We start from the raw sequence: 20,543 nt of genomic DNA on the forward strand, positions 1-20,543 counted from the left end.
CACGTGCACAACAGCGGCCGGCCGTACACCCGTGCGGCCGGGCCGCTTCCGGAGGGGAAGAAGTGACGGACGCGATTCGCAGGCACGACCCGCTGGTGAAGGGTTTCGCCAGTGACAACTACGCCGGGGTGCACCCGGAGATCCTCCAGGCGATCGCGCTCGCCAACGGGGGACACCAGATCGCCTACGGCGACGACGTCTACACGCAGGCGCTGCAGGAGGTCTTCAGGAGGCACTTCGGCCCGGCGGCCGAGGTCTGGCCGGTGTTCAACGGGACCGGCGCCAACGTGGTCGCGCTCCGCGCGATGACCGCGCACTGGGAGGCGGTGGTCTGCACCGAGTCGGCGCACATCCACACCGACGAGGGCGGGGCGCCGGAGCGGACGGCGGGGCTCAAGCTGCTGCCCGTCCCCACCCCGGACGGCAAGCTCACCCCCGAGCTGATCGACCGGCAGGCGTGGGGTTTCGGCGACGAGCACCGCGCCCAGCCCAAGGTCGTCTCGATCACGCAGACCACCGAGCTGGGCACGCTCTACACCCCGGAGGAGATCAGGGCGATCTGCGATCACGCCCATGAGCTGGGCATGCTCGTCCACCTTGACGGCGCCCGCGCCACCAACGCGGCCGCCGCGCTGGACGTGCCGCTGCGCGCGTTCACCACGGACGCGGGAGTGGACGTGCTCTCCTTCGGTGGCACCAAGGCCGGGCTGATGTTCGGCGAGGCCGTCGTGGTGCTCAACCCCGAGGCCGTGCGCGGTCTGCGCTACCTGCGCAAGACCGCGATGCAGCTCGCCTCCAAGATGCGGTTCGTCTCGGTCCAGTTCGAGGCGCTGCTCGCGGGCGACCTGTGGCTGCGCAACGCCCGCAACGCCAACGCCATGGCCCGGCGGCTGGCCGCCGCCGTCCGGGAGATCCCGGGCGTCGAGGTGCCGCGCCCGGTGCAGGCCAACGCGGTCTTCGCGATCCTGCCGCCGGAGGTGACCGAGCGCCTGCAGAAGCGCTTCCGCTTCTACACCTGGAATGTCGCCACCGGCGAGGTCCGCTGGATGACCGCGTTCGACACCACCGAGGCAGATGTGGACGCCTTTGCCCTCGCGGTGGCGGAGGAGCTAAGGTCGTGATCATGAGCACGCACAGTCTGGGTCTGTGGCGGGCCGCCCATCGGCGGACCCGCTAGCCAGCCTCGACTGCGCAACCAGACGGCCGCCGTGAACCGGCGGCCGTTCTCCGTTTCCGGGCACGGCCCGGAGGACAAGCCCGGCGTCTCCAACCTGCTCACCGTCCTCGCAGCCTGTTCCGGGCGGCCGGTCGAGTCGCTCACCCACGAGACGTACGGCGCGCTCAAGCGGGAGGCGGCCGAAGCCGTGGTGGAGACGCTGCGGCCGATCCAGGAGCGCTACCGGGAGCTGTCGGCCGACCCGGCCGAGCTGTCGCGGCTGCTGGACGCCGGCGCCGCGCGAGCTGTCGAGCGCGGCGCCGGAGTGATGGCCGCCGCCCGTGAGGCGATCGGCCTGCCCTGAAGGGGCCGGGTGATCCCCCGGGTCAGTTCTTGCGGCCCGTCTCCTGCTCATAGGCGGTGAGCTGCTGTTCCAGGGCCTTCATCAGCTCGAACACCTGGCTCGGGGGGATCCGGATCCGGCTGACGATCCGGGTCGGCACGCTGACGAAGTGCTGCCCGGAGGAGGGGTCGTTGGCGAGCTGGGGAGGTCTGGTGATCACTGCGAAGTCCAGGACGAAGCCGTCCTCGGTGTGCCAGACGGAGGCGAAGTTGGCGTACTGTCCCGCTTCCACCTCGGCGGAGATGCTCACCTCCAGGCGGTTCTCCGGCTCGTCGTTCACCATGATGTTTCCGTCTCCTCCGACCAGGTTGGCTCCATGCTGCCCTGGCCGGAAACCGGCCGCGCAAGGACGCGCCGACGCCATTCAAGGTCGACGTCATTTAAGGATGGAAGGCAGCGGTTGGGCGCCGCGCTGCCTCAGCATGTCGGTCATCAGATTGATCTCACTCGCCTGACCTTCGACGATGTGCCGGGCCATGGTGGCCACCTCGTCGCGGTCCGACAGTTTCAGCAGAGCCTGGGCCATCTGCACGCCGCCCTCGTGGTGGCGGATCATGAGCTGCAGGAAGAGGACCTCCTGGTCCTTGCCGGTGGCCTCGCGGAGCCTTTTGAGCTCCTCCTGGCCGGCCATCCCAGGCATCGCGGCGGAGGCCGGGGCCGTCCCGCCGTGGCCGTGGCCGGCCATCCACGCCATCGCCGGCCGCTCGCCGAACTGGTCCAGCCCCCACTGCTGCAGCCAGCCCATGAACATGCCGCGCTGGGCGGTCTGCGTGACGATGATGTCGTAGGCGAGCCGCCGCAGCCCCTCGTCCTTGCTGCCGTCTCTGGCGATGAAGGACATCTCGACGGCCTGGGCGTGGTGGACGGCCATGTCGCGGGAGAATCCCGCCTCGGCGGAGGCGTCGGTCGGGGCCGTGGTCCTGCCGATGATCAGCAGCAGGACGGCCGCCACGGCCAGGCATCCGAGCAGCAGGCCGAGCGCCACGCGGCGCCTTGGGGTCGCATTGGCTTGGGGAGGCGTTTCCATCGCCTGCCCAGAGTACCCACTGTCAGGAATCGTTGCTCTATCACCCGTTGTGTTTGCCTTATTCTCCACACACACCAGTAGGGCATAGTGTGACCCGAAATTGGTTCCCGGCTGGAGGGTCGATGACGGAGAAAAAGGCGCAGGCGAGACGGGAACATCTCGCCCGGATGCGCCAGGAGCAGAAGCGCAAGGAACGCCGGACCGCGTTCCTGATGTGGGGCGCCGGTGGCGCCGTCATCGTCCTGCTCGTCGGGATCGTCGGCTTCTACCTGGTCAACGAGCGGGCAGTCGGCTCGCTGGACGCCGTTACCAGCGCCAAATATCCGGGCAGCATGCACATCCAGACCAAGGTGAGCTACAAGGAGAACCCCCCGATGGGGGGCGAGCACAACCCGGCCTGGCAGAACTGCGGCATCTACGACCAGCCGGTCAACAACGAGAACGCCGTCCACGCGATGGAGCACGGCGCCGTCTGGATCACCTACCAGCCGGACCTGCCCAAGGACCAGGTGGACAAGCTGAAGGAGCTGTCCTCCAAGGAGTACATGCTGCTGAGCCCGTACCCGGGGCTGCCCGCCAAGATCGTTGCCAGCTCCTGGAACAAGCAGCTCAAGCTGGACCGCGCCGACGACCCGCGCCTGCCCAGGTACATCGCCAAGTACAGGAACAACAGCACAGAGACCCCCGAGCTCGGCTCGCCCTGCACCGGAGGCGTGGACACCACCACCGCGGAGGCCCCGATCCCGACGGCCACCCCGACGGCCGCTCCGAGCGCGGACCCGTCCACGGACCCGTCCGCGACCCCCTCGCCCAGCTCCTCCCCGAGCTCCTGACCTCGCCGGATGCGAATCCCCCACGGTGTGCGCATCCGGTAGGGCCCGCACCCCGGCGCGGGCCCTACCCGGCAGGGGCGCCCTTCAGTCCAGCGCCCGCTCCAGGGGCACCGCCTCCAGTCCGTGAGCCTCGGCCACGGGCAGGTTGGTCAGGTGCCCCTCATGCGTGTTCAGGCCCCCGGCCAGCGCGGGGTCGCCGCGCAGCGCCTCGCGCCAGCCCAGGTCGGCGATCGCCAGCGCGTAGGGCAGGGTCACGTTGGTCAGCGCGTACGTCGAGGTGTGCGGGACCGCGCCCGGCATGTTGGCCACGCAGTAGAAGATCGAGTTGTGCACCCGGTAGGTGGGCGCGTCATGGGTGGTCGGCCGGGAGTCCTCGAAGCAGCCTCCCTGGTCGATGGAGATGTCGACCAGGACCGAGCCGGGCCTCATCCGCGAGACCAGCTCGTTGCTCACCAATTTGGGGGCCCTCGCACCGGGGATCAGCACCGCGCCGATCACCAGGTCGGCGGCCAGGACCGCGCGCTCGACCTCGTAGCTGTTCGAGGCGACCGTCTGGCAGTGGCCCTGGTAGACGAGGTCGGCCTGGCGGAGCCGGTCGATGTTGCGGTCCAGCAGCACCACCTCGGCCTGCATGCCGAGCGCGATGACCGCGGCGTTCATACCGGACACCCCGGCGCCGATCACGACCACGTTGGCCGCGTGCACGCCCGACACCCCGCCCATGAGCACGCCCCGCCCGCCTTCGGGCCGCATCAGGTGGTAGGCCCCCACCTGCGGGGCGAGCCGTCCGGCCACCTCCGACATCGGAGCCAGCAGCGGCAGCGAGCCGTTCTCGCTCTGCACGGTCTCGTAGGCGATTCCGGTGACGCCGGATTCGAGCATGGCCCGGGTGCACAGCTCGGACGCGGCCAGGTGCAGGTAGGTGAAGAGCACCTGTCCCTTGCGCATCCGGTGGTACTCCTCGGCGACCGGTTCCTTCACCTTCAGCACCAGGTCGCCCTCGGCCCACACCTCGTCCGCCGACTCCAGGATGGTCGCGCCCACGCTCTGGAAGTCGGCGTCGGTGATCGAGGATCCGGCGCCGGCGTTCTTCTCGACGAAGACCCGGTGGCCGTGCCGGATGAACTCGTGCGCTCCGGCGGGAGTGAGGGCCACGCGATACTCGTGGCTCTTGACCTCGCGGGGAACTGCGATCTTCACGGCTCCTCCAGGATTGCGCCTGTATCTTCTTCACTCTGCGTCCCCGGGAAGGGGGCCACCATGCGCACGATGGAAGGAATTCACAAAAATTGCTGACATTTCGTCAAGCGCCGTAGAACCCGGCCCGCACAGCCGGCCCGTCCGGCTGGTTACCGGCCCCTTTCGGTGATCGGTAGGCTCACCCGCGAGCCAGATGTGAGGGATGCAGGCATATGACGATGGAGACGCACTCGGGTCCGGGAGACCCACCCGTGCCACAGGGACCTCCACCTGGGCCTCGGGTCCCCCCCTCCGGGCCGTCCGGGCCCCATGACCCCCCACCTGCCGGCCCTCCCTCGGGGCCGCGAGGCCCGCAGGGACCGGGCAGACCGGGCACCGATCCCGGTGGCGGCGCGCCGGGGGATCCCCGGGCGAGCCGGGTCACCACCGTCATACTGATCGTCGCCCTGGTCGTCGTCGTGCTGACCACCGGTGTGCTCGGCACCCTCGCGGTGCTCATGACCAGGGACCCCGGTGTGCCGCTCGGCGCACCCCCTCCCCAGCGCCTGCGTGTCCCCATCCATTTCGCCCCGGTGATCGGCTCGCAGGCCGGCGCCTGCACGACCCCCGAGGGCGTGCCCGACGACGCGGGACAGACCTGCTACACCCTTGCCGCCGGAGTCAGCGTGAACGCCGTGCGGAAGATCGAGACGGTCCAGGACAAAGGAGGCGCCTACTCGGTCAGGATCGCGTTCGCCTCCGCCTTCCGCGACCAGATCAACGACCTGACCCAGGAGGCGGTCAAGCAGCAGCTCGCGATCGTCGCGGGGGAGAAGGTGGTGGCGGCCCCCCTCGTCGCCCAGGTGATCACCGAGGACAGCCTCAGCATCGCGGGATCCTTCACCAAGGAGCAGGCGGCCGCCATGGTCGTACGGCTGGGCGGACCCGCGGGCACCGCTCCGCCGGCCACCGGACAGCCCCAGCCGAGCCAGTCGGTCTCCTCCCCGGCCTCCGACCTGCCCGTGACCCCGCCCAGCTCGGACCCCTCGACCGCGACCACTCCCACCCCCACGCCCACGACGACCCCGCCGGCCGCCGTGACCACTGCGACGACGACCCCGCAGGCCACCACCGTGTCCTCCGGCGCCCGCGCCACCACCTCCGTGACGGGGGGTCCACGGGCCACCTCGTCGGGCAGCACCACGTCCGGCGGGCGCGAGCCCGACCCGCGCTATCCCAGCTGCAAGGCGGCGATCGCCGACGGTTACGGGGGCCCCTACACCCGGGGCGTCCACGAGGAGTACTACTGGTACACCGACGCGGACGGGGACGGCGTGGCCTGCGAGACCGGCGGGCTGTCGTAAAGAGGGTCCGGGGGTGACGGCGCGGGAAACGCCCGGGCGGTGAGCGCGGCCCGGGCGATCCCCGGAGTCAGTCCGAGAACCGCCCGATCAGGAGCGCCAGCCGCTGCTCGTGCTGCTCGTGCTGGTCGTCGCCCTCGTTGCCCTCGGCGACACCGTCATCGTCCTGCGCCACGGCGGCACCAAGGCCGTGGCCTTCGGCATCCACTTCGCCACCGCCGTGGCCGTGCTCATCAGCGCCGCCCTCCTCTTCGCCAGCTGAAGGCCGGAGCCCGTCCATGAACAGAATCGATCGTCCTGGCGGCAGGGAGCCGTGCAGATGTCACTGATCGGGCCGGATGTCCCTAGACGAACAGTCCCCGGATGCCCTCGATGGCGAAGTACGCCGCGAAGACCAGCGTGACCACCCAGAGCAGCAGCGGGATGCCCCGGGCCTGGCCGGTCGCCGCCTGGATGACCGTGTAGGCGACCACACCGGCACCGACGCCGTTGGTGATGCTGTAGGTGAACGGCATCAGGGCGATCGTCAGGAACGCGGGGACGGCCAGCGTCAGGTCCTCCCAGGGCACGTTCCTGGCCTGCGTCATCATCAGCGCGCCCACCAGCACCAGGGCGGGAGCCGCGGCGGCGGCGGGGACGACCGCCGCCAGCGGGGTGAAGAACAGGGTCAGTACGAACATGGTGCCGGTGACCACGGCGGCCAGGCCGGTCCTGGCCCCCTCGCCGACACCGGCCGCCGACTCGACGAAGACCGTGTTGGCCGAGGCGCTGGAGAACCCGCCGATCGCCCCGGCCACGCCGTCGACGGTCAGGATGGCCCCCAGCCGGGGCACCCGGCCCTCGGCGTCCACCAGGCCCGCCTCGTCGCTCACCCCGATGATCGTGCCCATCGCGTCGAAGAACCCCGACAGCACCAGCGTGAACAGCACGACCGTCGCGGTCACCACTCCCGCGCGGGAGAAGCCGCCGAACAGGTCCACCCGGCCGACCAGCCCGGCGTCCGGCAGCGACACCACCGCCTCCGGCACCCTGGGCACCACGACACCCCAGCTCGCCGGGTTGATCGTCGCGAGCGAGTTGACCGCGATCGCCAGTACGGCGGTGACCACGATGCCGATCAGGATGGCGCCCCGGATCTTGCGCACGGACAGCACGATCACCAGCAGCAGGCCGAAGCAGAACACCGCCACCGGCCAGCCCGTCAGGTGCCCGGTGGCGCCGAGCTGTACGGGCGTCCCCGTCCCCTTGGCGACGAACCCGGCGTCCACCAGCCCGATCAGCGTGATGAACATCCCGATCCCCACACTGATCGCGTGCTTCAGCGCGAGCGGTATGGCGTTCATGATGAGCCGGCGCGCCCCGGAGACCGCCAGCAGCACGATCACCAGTCCCTCCAGCACGACCAGTCCCATCGCCTGCGCCCAGGTCATGTGCGGTGCGGCCTGGTAGGCGACCACCGCGTTCAGCCCCAGTCCCGCGGCGACGCCGAACGGGGCGTTGCCGACCAGCCCGATCAGGATCGTGCTCACGGCAGCGGCGATGATGGTCGACGTGGTGAGCTGCGGGATCGACAGCTTCGCGCCGGTGACGTCGGCGGCCCCGCCCAGGATGATCGGGTTCAGCAGGATGATGTAGGCCATGGCCATGAACGTGGTCAGACCTCCCCTGACCTCCTGGCCGACACTCGACCCGCGTGCGGTGAGCTCGAAGAACCGATCCATGATCCCCTCTCAAGGCGCGGGGGATGAGCCGTTCCTACCCGTTCAGCGCGATGTCATGGGGACGGATGGGCACGCGGGACAGGGGCAGGCCGGTGGCGGCCCGTACGGCGGCGGCCACGGCCGGGGTGGACGACAGCGTGGGGGGCTCACCCGCGCCGCGCAGGCCGTAAGGGGCGTGCGGGTCGGGGTTCTCCAGGATCGACACCCGCATGGGCGGCATGTCGAGAATGGTGGGGATCAGATAGTCGGTGAAGGAGGGGTTGAGCACCCGCCCCTCCGTGACCTGGATCTCCTCCATCAGCGCCAGCCCCAGCCCCTGCGCGGATCCGCCGTGGATCTGCCCCTCCAGCGCCTGCAGGTTCATGATCTTCCCCACGTCCTGTACGGCCGCCAGCTCCACCACCTTGACCAGGCCGAGCTCGGTGTCCACGTCGACCACGGCGCGGTGCACGCACAGCGCGAGCTGGGTGTGGGAGTCGCCCTGCCCGGTGACCGGGTCCAGCGGGAAGGTCGGCCGGTGCCGGTACTCCCGGGTCTCCTCGACGGCACCGCCCTGCTCCAGCGCCTCCTCCAGCGTCGAGCCGCCGGCCCGCAGGTCGTCCAGCCGCTTCCGGACGGCCTCGCACGCGGCCTTGACCGCACCGCCGGTGACGTAGGACTGGCGGGACGCGGACGAGGACCCGGCCGAGCCCACGGCGGTGTCGGCCTGGGCGACCGTCACCCGGTCGATGCCCAGTTCGGTGCGGGCGATCTGCTCCTGGAGCGTCACCAGGCCCTGGCCGACCTCCGCCGCGGCGGTGTGCACGAGAACGTGCGGCTCGCCGCCGAGCAACTCGACCCTGACCCGGGCGGTGGAGTAGTCGTCGAAGCCCTCGGAGAAGCAGATGTTCTTGATGCCCACGCCGTACCCGACGCCCCGCCGCACCCCCTCGCCGTGGGTGGTCTGCGACACGCCGCCGGGCATGTCCAGCAGGCCCGTGCCGCCGGCCTCGGGCAACGGCATGGCCTCCAGCTCGCGGAGCATGTCGGCCAGCGGCGCGGGAGTGTCGATCACCTGGCCGGTGGCCAGTCTGGAGCCCTGGGAGACCGCGTTGCGGACGCGGACCTCGACCGGGGAGATGCCGCACGCCTCGGCCAGCGCGTCCATCTGCGACTCGTAGGCGTAGCAGGCCTGCACGGCCCCGAAGCCGCGCATCGCCCCGCAGGGCGGGTTGTTGGTGTAGACGCCGTAGGCGTCGATCCGGACGTTGTCCACCTCGTACGGCCCCACCCCGAGCGAGGCGGCGTTGCCCACCACGGCGAGGGAGGAGGAGCAGTAGGCGCCGCCGTCGAGCAGGATCTCCGCTTTCACGTAGACCAGCCTGCCGTCCGCGGTCGCGCCGTGCTCGTAACGCATCCGGGCCGGATGCCGGTGCACATGCCCGAAGAACGACTCCTCCCGGCCGTAGACGATCTTCACGGGGCGACCGGTGCGCAGTGCCAGCATGCACGCGTGCACCTGCATGGACAGGTCCTCACGGGCGCCGAACGCGCCGCCGACCCCGGCCAGCGACAGCCGTACCCGCTCCGGCTCCAGCCCGAGGCAGGGCGCGATCTGGTCGCGGTCCACGTGCAGCCACTGGGTGGCGACGAACAGGTCCACCCCGCCGTCCTCGGCCGGTACGGCCAGGCCGGACTCCGGGCCGAGGAAGGCCTGGTCCTGCATGCCCACCTCGTACTCCCGGGCGACCACCACGGGGGCGGTGAAGTGTGAGCCGACCCGCACCGGCTGGTGGCGCAGCACGTTGCCGCTCTCGTGGACCGCCGGGCAGGAGGGGTCGAAGGCGGCCCGGCGCGGGTCGACGACCGCCTCGCGGACCTCGTACTCCACGACGATCGCCTCGGCCGCCCGCCTGGCCCGCTCCGGATGGTCGGCGGCCACCAGCGCCACCGGCTCCCCCTGGTAGCGGACCTGGTCGATGGCCAGCACCGGCTGGTCCCGGTGTTCCAAACCGTAGAACTTCTCACCCGGCACGTCCTCGTGGGTGAGCACCGCCAGCACGCCCGGCATGGCCAGCGCGGGACCGATGTCGACGGAGCGGATCCAGGCAGACGGGTGCGGGCTGCGCAGGGTCACCCCCCAGATCATGTCCGCGAGGTAGAGATCGGAGGAGTAGGCGAATTCGCCCGTCACCTTCAGCGTCCCGTCGGGGCGCGGCACGCTCTCGCCGACGCCCCGGCTCCGAGCCGGGCTCTGGGTCCGGACCGGGCCGGGACCCCGGGCCGGGCTCTCGGTCGGGCTCTGGCTCTGGCGAGTCTCTGTGCCGCTCACCACTGCAGTACATCAGCCCAGGTCAGGGGTGACCATGGCAGACGTGACGAAACACGGGACGGGGCCGTTGACGGGTCTTGTAGTTTTATCCAATCATGCGGATACGTGACCTGGTCGGGATCGAGGAGCTCGGGCTCACCCTGCTCGCCGGTGAGGAGCACCTGGACCGCGGCTTCACCGGTGTGCAGATCACCGACCTGCCCGACCCCGGACGCTACCTGTCGGGCGGGGAGCTGGTGCTGTCCGGGCTCATGTGGCGCAACGGCCCCGAGGACTCCGAACGGTTCGTCGGCCGCCTGGCCGAGGCGGGGGTGGCCGCGCTCGGCGCCGGCAGCGCCTGGCTCGGCGCGGTGCCCGAGGACCTCGTTCAGGCCTGCCGCGCGCACGGCCTGCCGCTGCTGGCGGTGCCCGTCGAGGTCTCCTTCCGGACGGTCGCGGAGATGGTCACCCCCCGGCACGCCGAGCTGCGCGACGCCCTCGGCCGCCACCGCAGGATCGTCGCGGCGGTCGCCGAGGGCGCCGGCCTGCCGGAGCTGTTCGCGCTGATGGACACCGAGCTCGGGATGACCGGCGCGGTCGTCTCGGCCACCGGCGCGGTGATCGCCGGAACCCTCGGCCAGGCCGACGCCGTACGGCTGGCGCACGAGTATCTGACCGCGCCCCGGCTGCCGCACGCGGTCCGCGCCCCTTCGGGGACCTTCACGCTCTTCGGCGTGGGCCGCGAGCACCGCGCCGCCGGCTGGGCCCTGGTCTGCGGCGGCGACCTGCTCGGCGAGGTCGACCTCGGCTTCGAGCTGGCGGCCTGCGTCGCCCTGGAGCGGACCCGGATGGAGGAGGGCCGGCGGGTCGAGCGCCGTCTCGCCGAACAGCTGATCGCGCTGGCCTGCTCGGCGGGTGGCGATCCGGCCGAGCTCAGCGCCGGGCTGCGGACCTGCGGGATCGGCCCGGCCGAACCATACTCCGTGGTCAACGTGACCGTCGCCTGGCCGGGGGCGACCCGGGGACCGGACCCGGCGCGGCTCGGCGGGCAGGTCCTGGAGGAGCTGCTGCGCCCGCGGGTGGTGGCCGCGGCGGGCGCCGACGGGGCGGTGGCGCTGGTGCCGCTGTCCGGTACGGCGGGCGAGCTGGCCGCGAGGTTGCGGACCGGTGCGCGGGCGCTGACGGCGGGGCTGCCGGGCATCCGGGTGTCGGTCGGGCTGAGCGCCGCGCTGACCGGCCCGTCCGCGATCCGGGGAGGCGCCGAGGAGGCGGGCCACGCGCGACGGCTGGCCGAGGCGCGGGGCGGGGCTGTCGTGACCAGCGACGAGATCTACACGCACGCGCTGCTGCTGGCCACCGTCCCCGACGATGTACGGCGCTCCTTCGCGGCCAGGATGCTGGACCCGCTGTTCGACTACGACCGGCGGCACGGCTCCGATCTCGTGCGCACGCTCGGCACGTTCCTCGACTGCGTGGGCTCATGGAACGCCTGCGCCGAGCGCCTGCACGTGCACGTCAACACGGTCCGCTACCGCATCCGCCGGGTGGAGGAGCTCACCGGCCGGGACCTGTCCACGATGACCGACCGGGTCGACCTGTTCCTGGCCCTCAGGGGATCGTGACCCTGTCCGGTGCCGTGAGAGGTCTGCCGTGCGCGGACAGGAGGGTTTCCCTCTCCTCCGCCAGCGGCTTCTCCAATGTCTGGTCTCCCGTCGCCTCGGCGGTCGCGAAAGCCCGCTCCAGATAGGCCCAGCATCAGCTGTCCCCAGAGCCGTTCGCGTAATGGATTCGCGTCGGTCGCCGCGCGCAGGCCGGATACGGCCTCCCTGTATCTGCCCAGGCTGAACTGGATCTCCGAGAGTTCCTCCAGCACGGCGAGATACTCCTCGGAGAGGCGGGCCGCGGCGTCGTCGAGAGCCGGAGTTCCCCTCTCGTCCAGGAGAGGCTCACCCCGCCACAGGCCCAGCGCCTGTTCGAAGTGATGGTGCGCGGTGTCCAGATCACCGTTCCAAGAAGCGCGCCTGCCCCGCAGATGACGGTTGGAGACGGGAGTGCCGGCTCCCAGGAGGAGCGCCGCCGGAAGCTGACGATGTTTAAGGCGACGGATGGGGACGGTCACGCCGTCGACGTTGCGGATTCCCAGCTTGCCGAGCACCAGAAAGGTCACGTGGTGAGTCCCAATGCCAGTGCACCCAAGCCGCCTCAAGTGCTTTCCGATAGTCCTTTCAGGCTAATGATGTTCAGTTCTCGGCTCAAGTCGCCGGAGTCGGTCTTCGCGGGGCTTGTAATGTATTTATAGTGTATTTTCATTCTGCCATATTCAATGAGTCATTGTCAGCAACCGGCGTTCACGCTGGGTGACAGCTGCTTGTGAGCTTGCTCCCGGTGGAAGAGGACGAGCGCCGCGGCGACGATACCGCCGATCTTCCAAGGGCACTTGCTGACGTTCCGCAGTGCCTTGAACCGCATCTTGAGCTGGGCGTTCGCTCGTTCGGCGAGGGCTCGGAGCGCACCGTGGACCTTGTTGTACTGGATCTGATCGTCGGTGAGTGTGCCACCCCGAGACCTCTTGTACGGCAGGCGAAACCCCATACCCGCATCGACGTAGCCGAGGTCGGCCAACGTGATCAGCCCGTCCTCGGCGGCCTTGGCCAGCGGGTCGAGGAGGCCGTGCAGGCGGGCACAGGTGAGATCGTGTTCACGGCCGGGCCGTACCTCAGAAGTCCACAGCGGGTCGCCGCCGGGGCTGGACAGGACCTGAATGTTGCCGCCGTGCTGCTTGTGTTTTCCACTCCACCACAGGTCGGCGCCGTTCGGGCCCAGGGCGCGGCAGCGGTCGGTTTCGATCAGCGTGCCATCCAGATGCAGGTGGGTGTAGCCGGCGGCCTTCGCCGCCGTGAGCGCCTCCTGTAGCGTCGGCGCCTGGGCCTTCAATACGGTGACCCCTTCTTCGACGTACCGATCACAGGTCGCGTGCGAGATGGCGTTATCGGCGGCCGGCCGGGCGATCCGAGCGCCGTCCACCAGCCAGCGGATGATCAGAACGGCCTGCTTGAACTCGCCCAGCGCCCGAGTGCCCGCGCGGGTGCGGCGCCGTACCCGCTCGGCGCGCAACAGCCCGGCCAGAAACAGCACAACCTCGCGCGGCATGTCCAACTCGGCTGTGTAGGTGATACTGGAGGTCACGTGAAGCCCTTGTGTGCGGTGCGGTGGATCCTTCGACAAGACCCACCCCTACCAGGGGCTTCACGCTTTTCTCTACTTGATCACTCCCACGCCCGCCGTGATCGGCTACACACGGTCATCGACCGTTGCTGACAACGTCTCAATGTTCATGTCAGAAGTCGCCGAGCACCGCGGTGTGGGGGTGTATCCGAGTCCGGCTGCTCGCTTATGCCGGAGAGGGGTCCTGCGTCCGTCTGTCTGGACGGAGACTCCGGGTGCTGGACGCCGGCCAGTTGAGACGCTCTGAGCCTGGTGAGGGAGGAGTCGACACGCCCCTCCGAAAACGCGAGGCGGACACGGCGGAGCACTGGCTCATTCTGAACGCACGGCGGCGTTCTCTGCGAACGTGACCGAGCCCTCCGCCGAGGTGCGTATGAATTCACCGAGCCGGCGACCCCGTGCCCGCGTGGTCCGGAGGGTGATCGACCGAGGGCGTCGGGCGCCTTGCCTTCATGACGTGCCACCAATGGTGGCCAGACTGTTGGCGTGATCGGATCGATCGAATTGCCGCATTTAACTGGTAAGAACGCTAACCGTGCCGCGCCCTGATCTCGTGGGGAATGGTGAAATGTGATTCTGTGGAGCCATATCGATTCCGTGTCGATCGGCGAGGGGGTGGGGCACGACCCCTTCCGCCTGTCATGGATCTGGAAGGTGTGCCGACGCCCCCTAAGACGCTCTACGCGTTTCACGCCAGGCCGACGCCGTGGGGCTCGCGCAGAGCGTCTGTGTGTTCAGGAGCCGAGTGGCCGGTCTCTATCCTGCTCCGACCGGAGCAGAGAGCCGCGACCCCTCAGATTGACCTCCCACCACATGGAGACAGAGGGCGCCCGCTTAGCCGGGCCATTCCCAGGTGCCCGTCATGGTGGCCGCAGGGGCAGACGGATCGGCAGTGAGGGTCGTAGCATTACCGGTGACGGCAAATGTGGCCGCGATGAGCACGGCGAGGGCGGACAAAGTGAGGCGTTGACGCATGGGGGAGACTCCTGTCCTGGGTGCTGCTGCTCAAGCGATATTTTTCAAGGGGTAACGTGATCGGTCAAGACTTGGTCGGGCAGCGTATCAAGGCTGTCCGCCGTCAGCGCGGGTTTTCCCAAGCGCAGCTCGCTCATCCGGAATTGTCTGATAGTTACGTCTCCCTCATCGAGAGTGGTAAGCGCACGCCGACGCCCGCGGTCCTGGAACTCCTGGCCGAGAAGCTTGACTGCTCCCTCACCTATCTCGTCAACGGTGTGACGGCTGAGCAGATGGAGGAGATCGAGATCGGTCTGCGCTACGCTCAGCTCGCCCTGGACAACGGCGAGGTGGCCGAGGCGCGTGCGCGGTATGCCGAGCTGCTCGACGACAGCGGTCTCGTGGGTCTGCCCCAGGTGAGACAGGACGCGGAGTACGGCCTTGCGATGGCGACTGAGGCCTGCGGCGATCTGGACGAGGCCATCACCCTCTTCAACGGGCTGAGGCAGCATGCGTCGGCGGCCATGGCTCCCGAACGCCATGTCAGCGTCGCCGTCGCGCTCACGCGCTGCTACCGCGAGCGCAGCGAGCTGAGCCGCGCCGTGCAGATCGCGGAGGACATCCTCGGGGGAGCCGTCCGCCCTGTCTGGAGCGAAGGGCTGATCGAGCTCGGCACGGCTCTGCTGGCCGCCTACGCCCAGCGTGGAGATCTACTCAGGGCGCACCAGTTCGGCGTCGAACTGCTCGCCGCCGCCGAGCTGGTCGGCACCCCACGAGCCGCCGTCCTCGCCCTCTGGGCCGAGGCGATCGTCGCCGTCGAAACAGGTCGGCCTGACGACGCCGTTGCGCTCGCGGACAGGGCTCTCGCCATCTACTCGGAGAACGGCGAACCACGTGGCGTGGCCAAACTCCGTGTCGACCACACGCAGATCCGGCTGATCGCGAGGCCGGCAGAGGCCGCGATATGCCGTGACATGCTGACGCGTCTGGAGGGGGAGCTGCAGGAGAGCTCCACCAGTGCGATGCTCAAGATGAGGTGCGCACACCAGTTGACCCGCGCCGAGCTGTTGCTCGACCATCCCGAGAGGGCCAGGGAGCACATCCAGAGCGTTCTCACCATGGTCGAGGACATGCCGAAGGACCTGCAGACCGAGGCTCACCTGCTGGCCGGTGAGGCGATGGCCGTGCTCGACCGGTCCGAAGAGGCCTCCCGCGAGCTCACGGCGGTGACCGAACTCCTCGATCAGGCGCCGCCCACCAGGCAGACCGCTCACATGTGGCTGTCCGCCGCCCAGGTCCTGGAGCGGATCGACGAGCCGGCCCGGAGCGTGGACGCCTACCAACGGGCGCTGGCCTGCGTGGGGCTGTAGACCGGGACGGGGAGGTCAGGACCGCGTTAGGGCGTCGGTAGCCTTGGAGGTGCCATGAAGACTTCCCCAGTCGCGGTCGTTCTCGCGCTTCTCGCCGTCCTCGTCCTCGGCACGGCCTTCGCCTCACCCGCCCTCGCCCACGACACGCTCAAAAGCAGCACCCCTGCCAAAGGCGCCAAGGTCGAGGGCCTGAAGCAGGTGAAGCTGACGTTCAGCGCCACGGTGCGGTTCCCAAACGTCGTCGTGCACACCAAGGACAACGCCGCCCACCAGGACGGCAAGCCCGTCGTCGACGGCCCGGTGGTCATCCAGAAGCTCAAGGACGACCTGCCGCCCGGCGAATACGTCATCGCCTACCGGGTGGTGTCCTCCGACGGCCACCCGATCGAGGGGGAGATCCCCTTCACTCTCGTCGGCCAGGAGTCCCCGTCCCCGTCGGAGTCCGCCTCCGTGGTGCCCGCCGAGAGCGCCACGCTCACGGCCACGGCCGCCCCGGCCCCTGTCGCCCAGGCACAGGACCAGTCCGAGACCTCCGGTGGCGGCGTGCCCGGCTGGGCGTGGCTCGTCGTCGGCGGCCTGCTCGGTGTCGGCATCGGCCTGTTCTTCAGCATGAGGAAAAAGAAGCAGCCGTGAGCATCCAGGAGCCGGTCGCCCAGGAGGCGCGGACGGGGAACGGCCGGACGTTGAAGATCGCGCTCGCGGCCGCGGTCGCGGCCGTGGCCGCCCTGGTGGTCGCCATGATCGCCGGAGGCGCCGCGTTCCCGCGCATCATCCCCGGTCTGCCCGACGAGGGCACGTTCACCCGCTGGGGACTGCCGCTGTCCAAGCTGGCGATGGACGTGGCGGGCGTGTTCACCGTGGGCGCGCTGCTGGCCGCCGCGGTCTTCCTCCCCAGCGACAAGGGCCTGCTCGGCAAGCCCGCCCTCGCCTACGTCAGGGCCGCTTCGTGGGCCGCCCTCGCCTGGGCCGTGGCGGCGGCCGCGACGATGGTGTTCAGCCTGTCGGAGGTGCTCGGCCTGCCCGTCGCCGACGTGCTCGGCGGTGACGAGCTCACCAGCTTCGCCAGCCAGGTGTCCCAGGGCATCGCGCTGACTCTGGTCGTGCTGTTCGGGGTGGCGATCGCGCTGTTCGCCCGGGGAGCGATCACCGTCGGCGCGGCCGGCGGCCTGCTCGTGCTCGCCCTGGCGACCCTGCTGCCTCCCGCGCTGACCGGGCACTCCTCCTCCTCGCCCAACCACGACCTGGCCACCACCGGCGTCGCCATCCACCTGATGGTCCTCGCGCTCTGGGTGGGCGGGCTCGCCGTCCTGTGTTTCCACGCGCTGCGCCGGCAGCCGCAGCTGGAGTCCGCCGCCACCCGGTTCTCCGCGATGGCACTGTGGTGCTTCGTCGCCGTCGGCCTCTCAGGGCTGTTCAGCGTCGTCGCCCGGCTGACCTCGGTGTCGGAGCTCTTCACCTCCGCCTACGGTGTGCTGCTGCTGGCCAAGACCGCCGCGTTCGCGGGGCTCGGCGCCATCGGCTGGTGGCACAGGAAGCGGACCCTGCCGCGGCTCGCCGCCGGCGGGCCGGGTGCCTTCGTCCGGTTCGCCTCCTGCGAGATCATCGTCATGCTGGCGACCGTCGGTCTGGCCGTCGCCCTCTCCCGCACCGCCCCGCCCGAGGCGGTCCTCCCCGCCGACCGGGCCTTCGAACTGCTCGGCTACTCCATGCCGCCGGAGATCTCGCCGGGGGGTCTGGCCACCCTGTGGTGGTTCGACCTGTTCTCCGGCACGCTGATCGCCGTGCTCGGCGGGCTCTACCTGGCCGGAGTCGTACGGCTCGCACGGCGCGGCGACTCCTGGTCCAAGGGGCGCACCGCGGCATGGTTCACCGGTGTGCTGATCCTGACCATCGCCACCCAGAGCGGCGTCGCCCGCTACGCCAAGGTGCTGTTCAGCGTGCACATGGCCGAGCACATGACGCTCTCCATGCTGGTGCCGATCTTCCTGGTGCTCGGCGCCCCCGTGACGCTCGCGCTGCGCGCGCTCAAGCCCGCCGCCCGCCGGGGGGACAGGGGGCCCCGTGAGTGGCTGACCACGATCCTGCACAGCCGGTTCGTCGCTTTCGTATCCCATCCGGCGATCGCCACCGCGATCTTCATCGTCTCCACCTACGCGCTGTACTTCACCCCGTTGTTCGCCGCCGCGATGGAGGAGCATCTCGGCCACATCGCCATGACGGTGCACTTCCTGCTCAGCGGCTCCCTGTTCTTCTGGGTGATCATCGGTGTGGACCCGGCGCCCCACAAGCTGCCCCACGTGGCCCGGTTGATGGTCCTGTTCGTCACGATGCCCTTCCACGCGTTCTTCGGCATCGCGCTGATGAGCATGGGCACGGTGCTGGCCAGCGAGTGGTACGACCAGCTCGGCCGTACCTGGGGCGTCTCCTCGGTCGCCGACCAGCAGACCGGCGGCGCCATCGCCTGGGGGTTCGGCGAGGTCCCGACGCTGATCGTGCTGCTCGCGCTGGCCTTTCAGTGGTGGCAGGACGACGATCGCAAGGCTCGCCGGGCGGACCGCCGCGCCGACGCCGCCGCTGCCCTCACCGGCGGCACCGGTGACGTGCAGCTCGACGCCTACAACGACTATCTGGCCAAGCTCAACAAGCGGGACCGCGCCGAGTAGCCGAGCAGGTGCGGGATTATCATCTTTATCCCCCCTTTTCGACCCCTCCGGTAGGCTGGCTGGTGGGGGGTTTGGACATCACCGTAAGTGGGTGCGGCATCTGATCGTTGCGCGCCACACCTGGTCATCCGCACCAGCCACACGCTGAGTCCGGGGGGCCGACGGCTCCCATGTGCATGGGAAAGGTCGAGCAGTGTCCGAGGAAGTGCGCATGCGTGGGAGGCGGAGCGGTAGTCTCGCCCAGGATCTTGAGGAGCAACTCTCCCGGTGGGCGGAGCGCACCGGAATCGTGGTCGAGATCTGGGCGTTGCCCGGCGGTGACGCCCCTCCCAGGGTTGCCCGGGCCGTGCTGGCCACGCTGGGCGAGGCGCTCGCCAACGTCGAGCGGCACAGCCACGCCAATGTCGTCTCCATCGCGGTGACGCTGAGCGACAACGGGCTGCGCATGACGGTCAGTGACGACGGCGTCGGCTTCTCCGGCCCGGCCACCGGCAGGGGTGTCATCGCCATGCAGGACCACTTCGCCGACCTCCGGGGCACGCTCACCGTCAACGGTGTCGAGGGGGAGGGCACCACCGTCACAGGGGCGGCGTCCCGGCGGGGCGGCAGGTTCTAGGCGGAGCCGGGAACGGCTGGAACTCATGGACGGCGCGATGACCGGACCGCAGGCCGCCCGGTGACCCCTCCTGTGACCTTGCCAGAAGGGCGTCCGGCGGGTGACGCCCGTTCGGCGGTGGGTCGCTAGGGGAGCGTCAGGACCTCGTGGCCGGTGTCGGTGACCAGGATGGTGTGCTCGAACTGGGCGGTCCGCTTGCGGTCCTTGGTCACCGCGGTCCAGTGGTCGGGCCAGATGTCGTAGTCGATGGTGCCCAAGGTCAGCATGGGCTCGATGGTGAACGTCATGCCGGGCTCCAGCGTGACGGCCAGCGCCGGGTCGTCGTAGTGCGGGACGATCAGGCCGGAGTGGAACGTGGTGCCGATGCCGTGGCCGGTGAAGTCACGGACCACGCCGTAGCCGAACCGTTTGGCGTAGGCCTCGATGATGCGGCCGACCACATTGAGCTGACGGCCGGGGGCGACGGCTTTGATGGCCCGGTTGGTGGCCTCGAGGGTGCGCTCGACCAGCAGGCGGGACTCCTCGTCCACGTCGCCGACCAGGAAGGTGGCGTCGGTGTCGCCGTGCACGCCGCCGATGAAGGCGGTGATGTCGACGTTGACGATGTCGCCGTCGCGCAGCACCGTGTCGTCCGGGATGCCATGGCAGATCACCTCGTTGATCGAGGTGCACAGCGACTTGGGATAGCCCCGGTAGCCGAGCGTGCTGGGGTAGGCCCCGTGGTCGCAGAGGAACTCGTGGCCGATCCGGTCGAGCTCGTCGGTGGTGACGCCGGGGGCCACGTGCCTGCCGACCTCTTCGAGCGCCTGGCCGGCCAGCTTGCCCGCGACCCGCATCCGCTCGATGATCTCGGGCGTCTTGACGTCGGGCTCACCGGTCTTCGGCGATTTCTTCCCGACATACTCCGGCCGCTCGATGCCGGCGGGGACCTTGCGGAGGGGCGAGATCCGCCCGGGCTGGAGCAGTGTCGTCATGGTCACTCAGTCTAGTTGCGGTTCTCAGTGGGCAGTATTGCCGTCATGAGTGATCGATGGTGGTTCTGTCTCACGCACATGGCGGTCGAGCCCGACGAGGGCTGCCCCAACAAGGACCGGATGGGGCCCTACGAGACCCGGCAGGCCGCGGCCAACGCGCTGAAGACCGCGGCCGACCGTAACGAGGCGTGGAAGGAGGAGGACAAGTCCTGGGACGGGGACGACTAGAAGGCTCTCCCCGGAGGTCCGGCCGGGTGACTGATGTCTCATGCCGGGGAAGGGCCGGGTGTCGTGACCGCCGATCCCGGAGAGCGCCTCAGGCCCGGGGGGACCCGTCGCCGAGCAGGCTCTCGCAGGCATGCCAGGCCGGGGCGGCACGACCACGCCCTGTCCCGGGAGGGGGCGGAAGGCCTGAGAGGTCCTATCCGTCCACGACCGCGTAGGCGCGGACAGGGAAGGTACCCATGCCCACGACCATCGGCGGGGCGGCGTGGAAGCGGAATCCCGTGTCGGGGAGCGCCGCCGGGCCGGTCATGTGCTCCACGATCGGGATGCCCGCACCGAGCAGGAGCGTGTGCGCGGGACGCTCTCCGTGGTAGGCCGAGTTGATCATCAGGGCGATCGACCCGACGAGATTGAGGACCTGGTACGGCATGCCGTCCCCGGCCATCCGGGAGGTTGAGACCATGGCGTAGCCGTACAGCATGACGCCGGCGCCGATCCAGCCGAGCGCGTTGAGAAGGAGGAGCACCGGATCACACGCCGGGTGCG

20 protein-coding genes are annotated in these 20,543 nt (G+C 69.8%); 11 read left to right on the forward strand and 9 right to left on the reverse strand.

Annotation, left to right across the window (positions count from 1 at the left end; translation table 11 throughout):
- Positions 1-62: 62 nt before the first annotated feature.
- A complete protein-coding gene (locus FHR32_RS26535; protein ID WP_184757270.1) occupies positions 63-1,121 on the forward strand; it encodes a threonine aldolase family protein in 1,059 nt (352 codons plus the stop codon).
- Positions 1,122-1,208: 87 nt separating this feature from the next.
- Positions 1,209-1,520: a tryptophan--tRNA ligase gene (locus tag FHR32_RS26540; protein WP_184757271.1), complete on the forward strand. Its 312-nt coding sequence runs from the start codon at positions 1,209-1,211 to the stop codon at positions 1,518-1,520.
- A 22-nt stretch (positions 1,521-1,542) separates the two neighbouring features.
- Here FHR32_RS26540 and FHR32_RS26545 read toward each other — a convergent pair whose 3' ends face one another.
- Both FHR32_RS26545 and FHR32_RS26550 read right to left on the reverse strand, forming a co-directional pair.
- Positions 1,543-1,842: a DUF3467 domain-containing protein gene (locus FHR32_RS26545; RefSeq protein WP_184757272.1), complete on the reverse strand. Its 300-nt coding sequence runs from the start codon at positions 1,840-1,842 to the stop codon at positions 1,543-1,545.
- A 93-nt stretch (positions 1,843-1,935) separates the two neighbouring features.
- The gene (locus FHR32_RS26550) at positions 1,936-2,544 is read right to left on the reverse strand and encodes a DUF305 domain-containing protein (RefSeq protein ID WP_312882709.1); all 609 of its coding nucleotides are present in this window, start codon (positions 2,542-2,544) and stop codon (positions 1,936-1,938) included.
- Between the two features lie 164 nt (positions 2,545-2,708).
- Between FHR32_RS26550 and FHR32_RS26555 the strand changes: the two genes are divergently transcribed.
- Positions 2,709-3,419, forward strand: coding sequence for a thioredoxin-like domain-containing protein (locus tag FHR32_RS26555; RefSeq protein WP_184757274.1), 711 nt, complete (start codon positions 2,709-2,711; stop codon positions 3,417-3,419).
- 84 nt (positions 3,420-3,503) lie between these two features.
- On the opposite strand, the gene ald is transcribed toward FHR32_RS26555, so the two are convergent.
- Entirely contained in the window at positions 3,504-4,619 is a 1,116-nt protein-coding gene (gene ald, locus FHR32_RS26560) for an alanine dehydrogenase (protein WP_184757275.1), read from the reverse strand.
- Between the two features lie 458 nt (positions 4,620-5,077).
- On the opposite strand from ald, the gene FHR32_RS43125 reads away from it, so the two are divergent.
- The gene (locus tag FHR32_RS43125; protein WP_221466221.1) at positions 5,078-5,962 is read left to right on the forward strand and encodes an excalibur calcium-binding domain-containing protein; all 885 of its coding nucleotides are present in this window, start codon (positions 5,078-5,080) and stop codon (positions 5,960-5,962) included.
- A 109-nt stretch (positions 5,963-6,071) separates the two neighbouring features.
- Complete coding sequence (locus FHR32_RS26570; protein ID WP_312882710.1) at positions 6,072-6,221, forward strand: DUF4267 domain-containing protein; 150 nt, start codon at positions 6,072-6,074, stop codon at positions 6,219-6,221.
- Between the two features lie 82 nt (positions 6,222-6,303).
- Here FHR32_RS26570 and FHR32_RS26575 read toward each other — a convergent pair whose 3' ends face one another.
- Entirely contained in the window at positions 6,304-7,680 is a 1,377-nt protein-coding gene (locus FHR32_RS26575) for an NCS2 family permease (protein WP_184757276.1), read from the reverse strand.
- A gap of 34 nt (positions 7,681-7,714) precedes the next feature.
- Positions 7,715-9,994 carry a xanthine dehydrogenase family protein molybdopterin-binding subunit gene (locus FHR32_RS26580; protein ID WP_376773393.1) on the reverse strand — a complete coding sequence of 760 codons (2,280 nt, stop codon included), beginning with the start codon at positions 9,992-9,994 and terminating at the stop codon, positions 7,715-7,717.
- Between the two features lie 92 nt (positions 9,995-10,086).
- On the opposite strand from FHR32_RS26580, the gene FHR32_RS26585 reads away from it, so the two are divergent.
- Positions 10,087-11,592 (forward strand): PucR family transcriptional regulator, encoded by a 1,506-nt coding sequence (locus tag FHR32_RS26585; protein WP_184757277.1) that lies wholly within the window; start codon positions 10,087-10,089, stop codon positions 11,590-11,592.
- Here the strand turns inward: FHR32_RS26585 and FHR32_RS26590 are convergent.
- Complete coding sequence (locus FHR32_RS26590) at positions 11,499-12,137, reverse strand: AfsR/SARP family transcriptional regulator (protein ID WP_184757278.1); 639 nt, start codon at positions 12,135-12,137, stop codon at positions 11,499-11,501. The genes FHR32_RS26585 and FHR32_RS26590 overlap by 94 nt on opposite strands.
- Positions 12,138-12,304: 167 nt before the next feature.
- On the reverse strand, positions 12,305-13,120 hold the full coding sequence (locus tag FHR32_RS26595) for an HARBI1 family protein (protein ID WP_184757841.1): 816 nt from the start codon (positions 13,118-13,120) through the stop codon (positions 12,305-12,307).
- Between the two features lie 1,106 nt (positions 13,121-14,226).
- Here FHR32_RS26595 and FHR32_RS26600 point away from each other — a divergent pair.
- The 4 genes from FHR32_RS26600 (at position 14,227) to FHR32_RS26615 (ending at position 18,798) form a co-directional block, all read left to right on the forward strand.
- Positions 14,227-15,519, forward strand: a complete 1,293-nt coding sequence (locus FHR32_RS26600) for a helix-turn-helix domain-containing protein (RefSeq protein WP_184757842.1) — start codon at positions 14,227-14,229, stop codon at positions 15,517-15,519.
- A gap of 54 nt (positions 15,520-15,573) precedes the next feature.
- On the forward strand, positions 15,574-16,152 hold the full coding sequence (locus FHR32_RS26605) for a copper resistance CopC family protein (RefSeq protein WP_184757279.1): 579 nt from the start codon (positions 15,574-15,576) through the stop codon (positions 16,150-16,152).
- A 2-nt stretch (positions 16,153-16,154) separates the two neighbouring features.
- Positions 16,155-18,182 carry a bifunctional copper resistance protein CopD/cytochrome c oxidase assembly protein gene (locus FHR32_RS26610; protein WP_376773408.1) on the forward strand — a complete coding sequence of 676 codons (2,028 nt, stop codon included), beginning with the start codon at positions 16,155-16,157 and terminating at the stop codon, positions 18,180-18,182.
- 211 nt (positions 18,183-18,393) lie between these two features.
- Positions 18,394-18,798, forward strand: coding sequence for a sensor histidine kinase (locus FHR32_RS26615; RefSeq protein ID WP_184757280.1), 405 nt, complete (start codon positions 18,394-18,396; stop codon positions 18,796-18,798).
- Between the two features lie 125 nt (positions 18,799-18,923).
- On the opposite strand, the gene map is transcribed toward FHR32_RS26615, so the two are convergent.
- Entirely contained in the window at positions 18,924-19,772 is an 849-nt protein-coding gene (map, locus tag FHR32_RS26620) for a type I methionyl aminopeptidase (protein WP_221466222.1), read from the reverse strand.
- Positions 19,773-19,817: 45 nt separating this feature from the next.
- Between map and FHR32_RS26625 the strand changes: the two genes are divergently transcribed.
- On the forward strand, positions 19,818-20,000 hold the full coding sequence (locus FHR32_RS26625; RefSeq protein ID WP_184757282.1) for a hypothetical protein: 183 nt from the start codon (positions 19,818-19,820) through the stop codon (positions 19,998-20,000).
- Positions 20,001-20,193: 193 nt separating this feature from the next.
- On the opposite strand, the gene FHR32_RS44775 is transcribed toward FHR32_RS26625, so the two are convergent.
- Positions 20,194-20,523 carry a CBU_0592 family membrane protein gene (locus tag FHR32_RS44775; protein ID WP_312882712.1) on the reverse strand — a complete coding sequence of 110 codons (330 nt, stop codon included), beginning with the start codon at positions 20,521-20,523 and terminating at the stop codon, positions 20,194-20,196.
- Positions 20,524-20,543: the final 20 nt, after the last annotated feature.

The sequence above is a fragment of the Streptosporangium album genome (assembly GCF_014203795.1).
In the GTDB taxonomy this organism is placed as follows: Bacteria; Actinomycetota; Actinomycetes; order Streptosporangiales; family Streptosporangiaceae; genus Streptosporangium; species Streptosporangium album.

Coding starts and splice junctions, on each gene's coding strand:
- FHR32_RS26545 (WP_184757272.1), bottom strand. CDS start 1,842: ATGGTGAACGACGAGCCGGAGAACCGCCTGGAGGTGAGCATCTCCGCC.
- FHR32_RS26555 (WP_184757274.1), top strand. CDS start 2,709: ATGACGGAGAAAAAGGCGCAGGCGAGACGGGAACATCTCGCCCGGATG.
- FHR32_RS26575 (WP_184757276.1), bottom strand. CDS start 7,680: ATGGATCGGTTCTTCGAGCTCACCGCACGCGGGTCGAGTGTCGGCCAG.
- FHR32_RS26585 (WP_184757277.1), top strand. CDS start 10,087: ATGCGGATACGTGACCTGGTCGGGATCGAGGAGCTCGGGCTCACCCTG.
- FHR32_RS26595 (WP_184757841.1), bottom strand. CDS start 13,120: ATGCCGCGCGAGGTTGTGCTGTTTCTGGCCGGGCTGTTGCGCGCCGAG.
- FHR32_RS26605 (WP_184757279.1), top strand. CDS start 15,574: ATGAAGACTTCCCCAGTCGCGGTCGTTCTCGCGCTTCTCGCCGTCCTC.
- FHR32_RS26615 (WP_184757280.1), top strand. CDS start 18,394: ATGCGTGGGAGGCGGAGCGGTAGTCTCGCCCAGGATCTTGAGGAGCAA.
- map (WP_221466222.1), bottom strand. CDS start 19,772: ATGACGACACTGCTCCAGCCCGGGCGGATCTCGCCCCTCCGCAAGGTC.
- FHR32_RS26625 (WP_184757282.1), top strand. CDS start 19,818: ATGAGTGATCGATGGTGGTTCTGTCTCACGCACATGGCGGTCGAGCCC.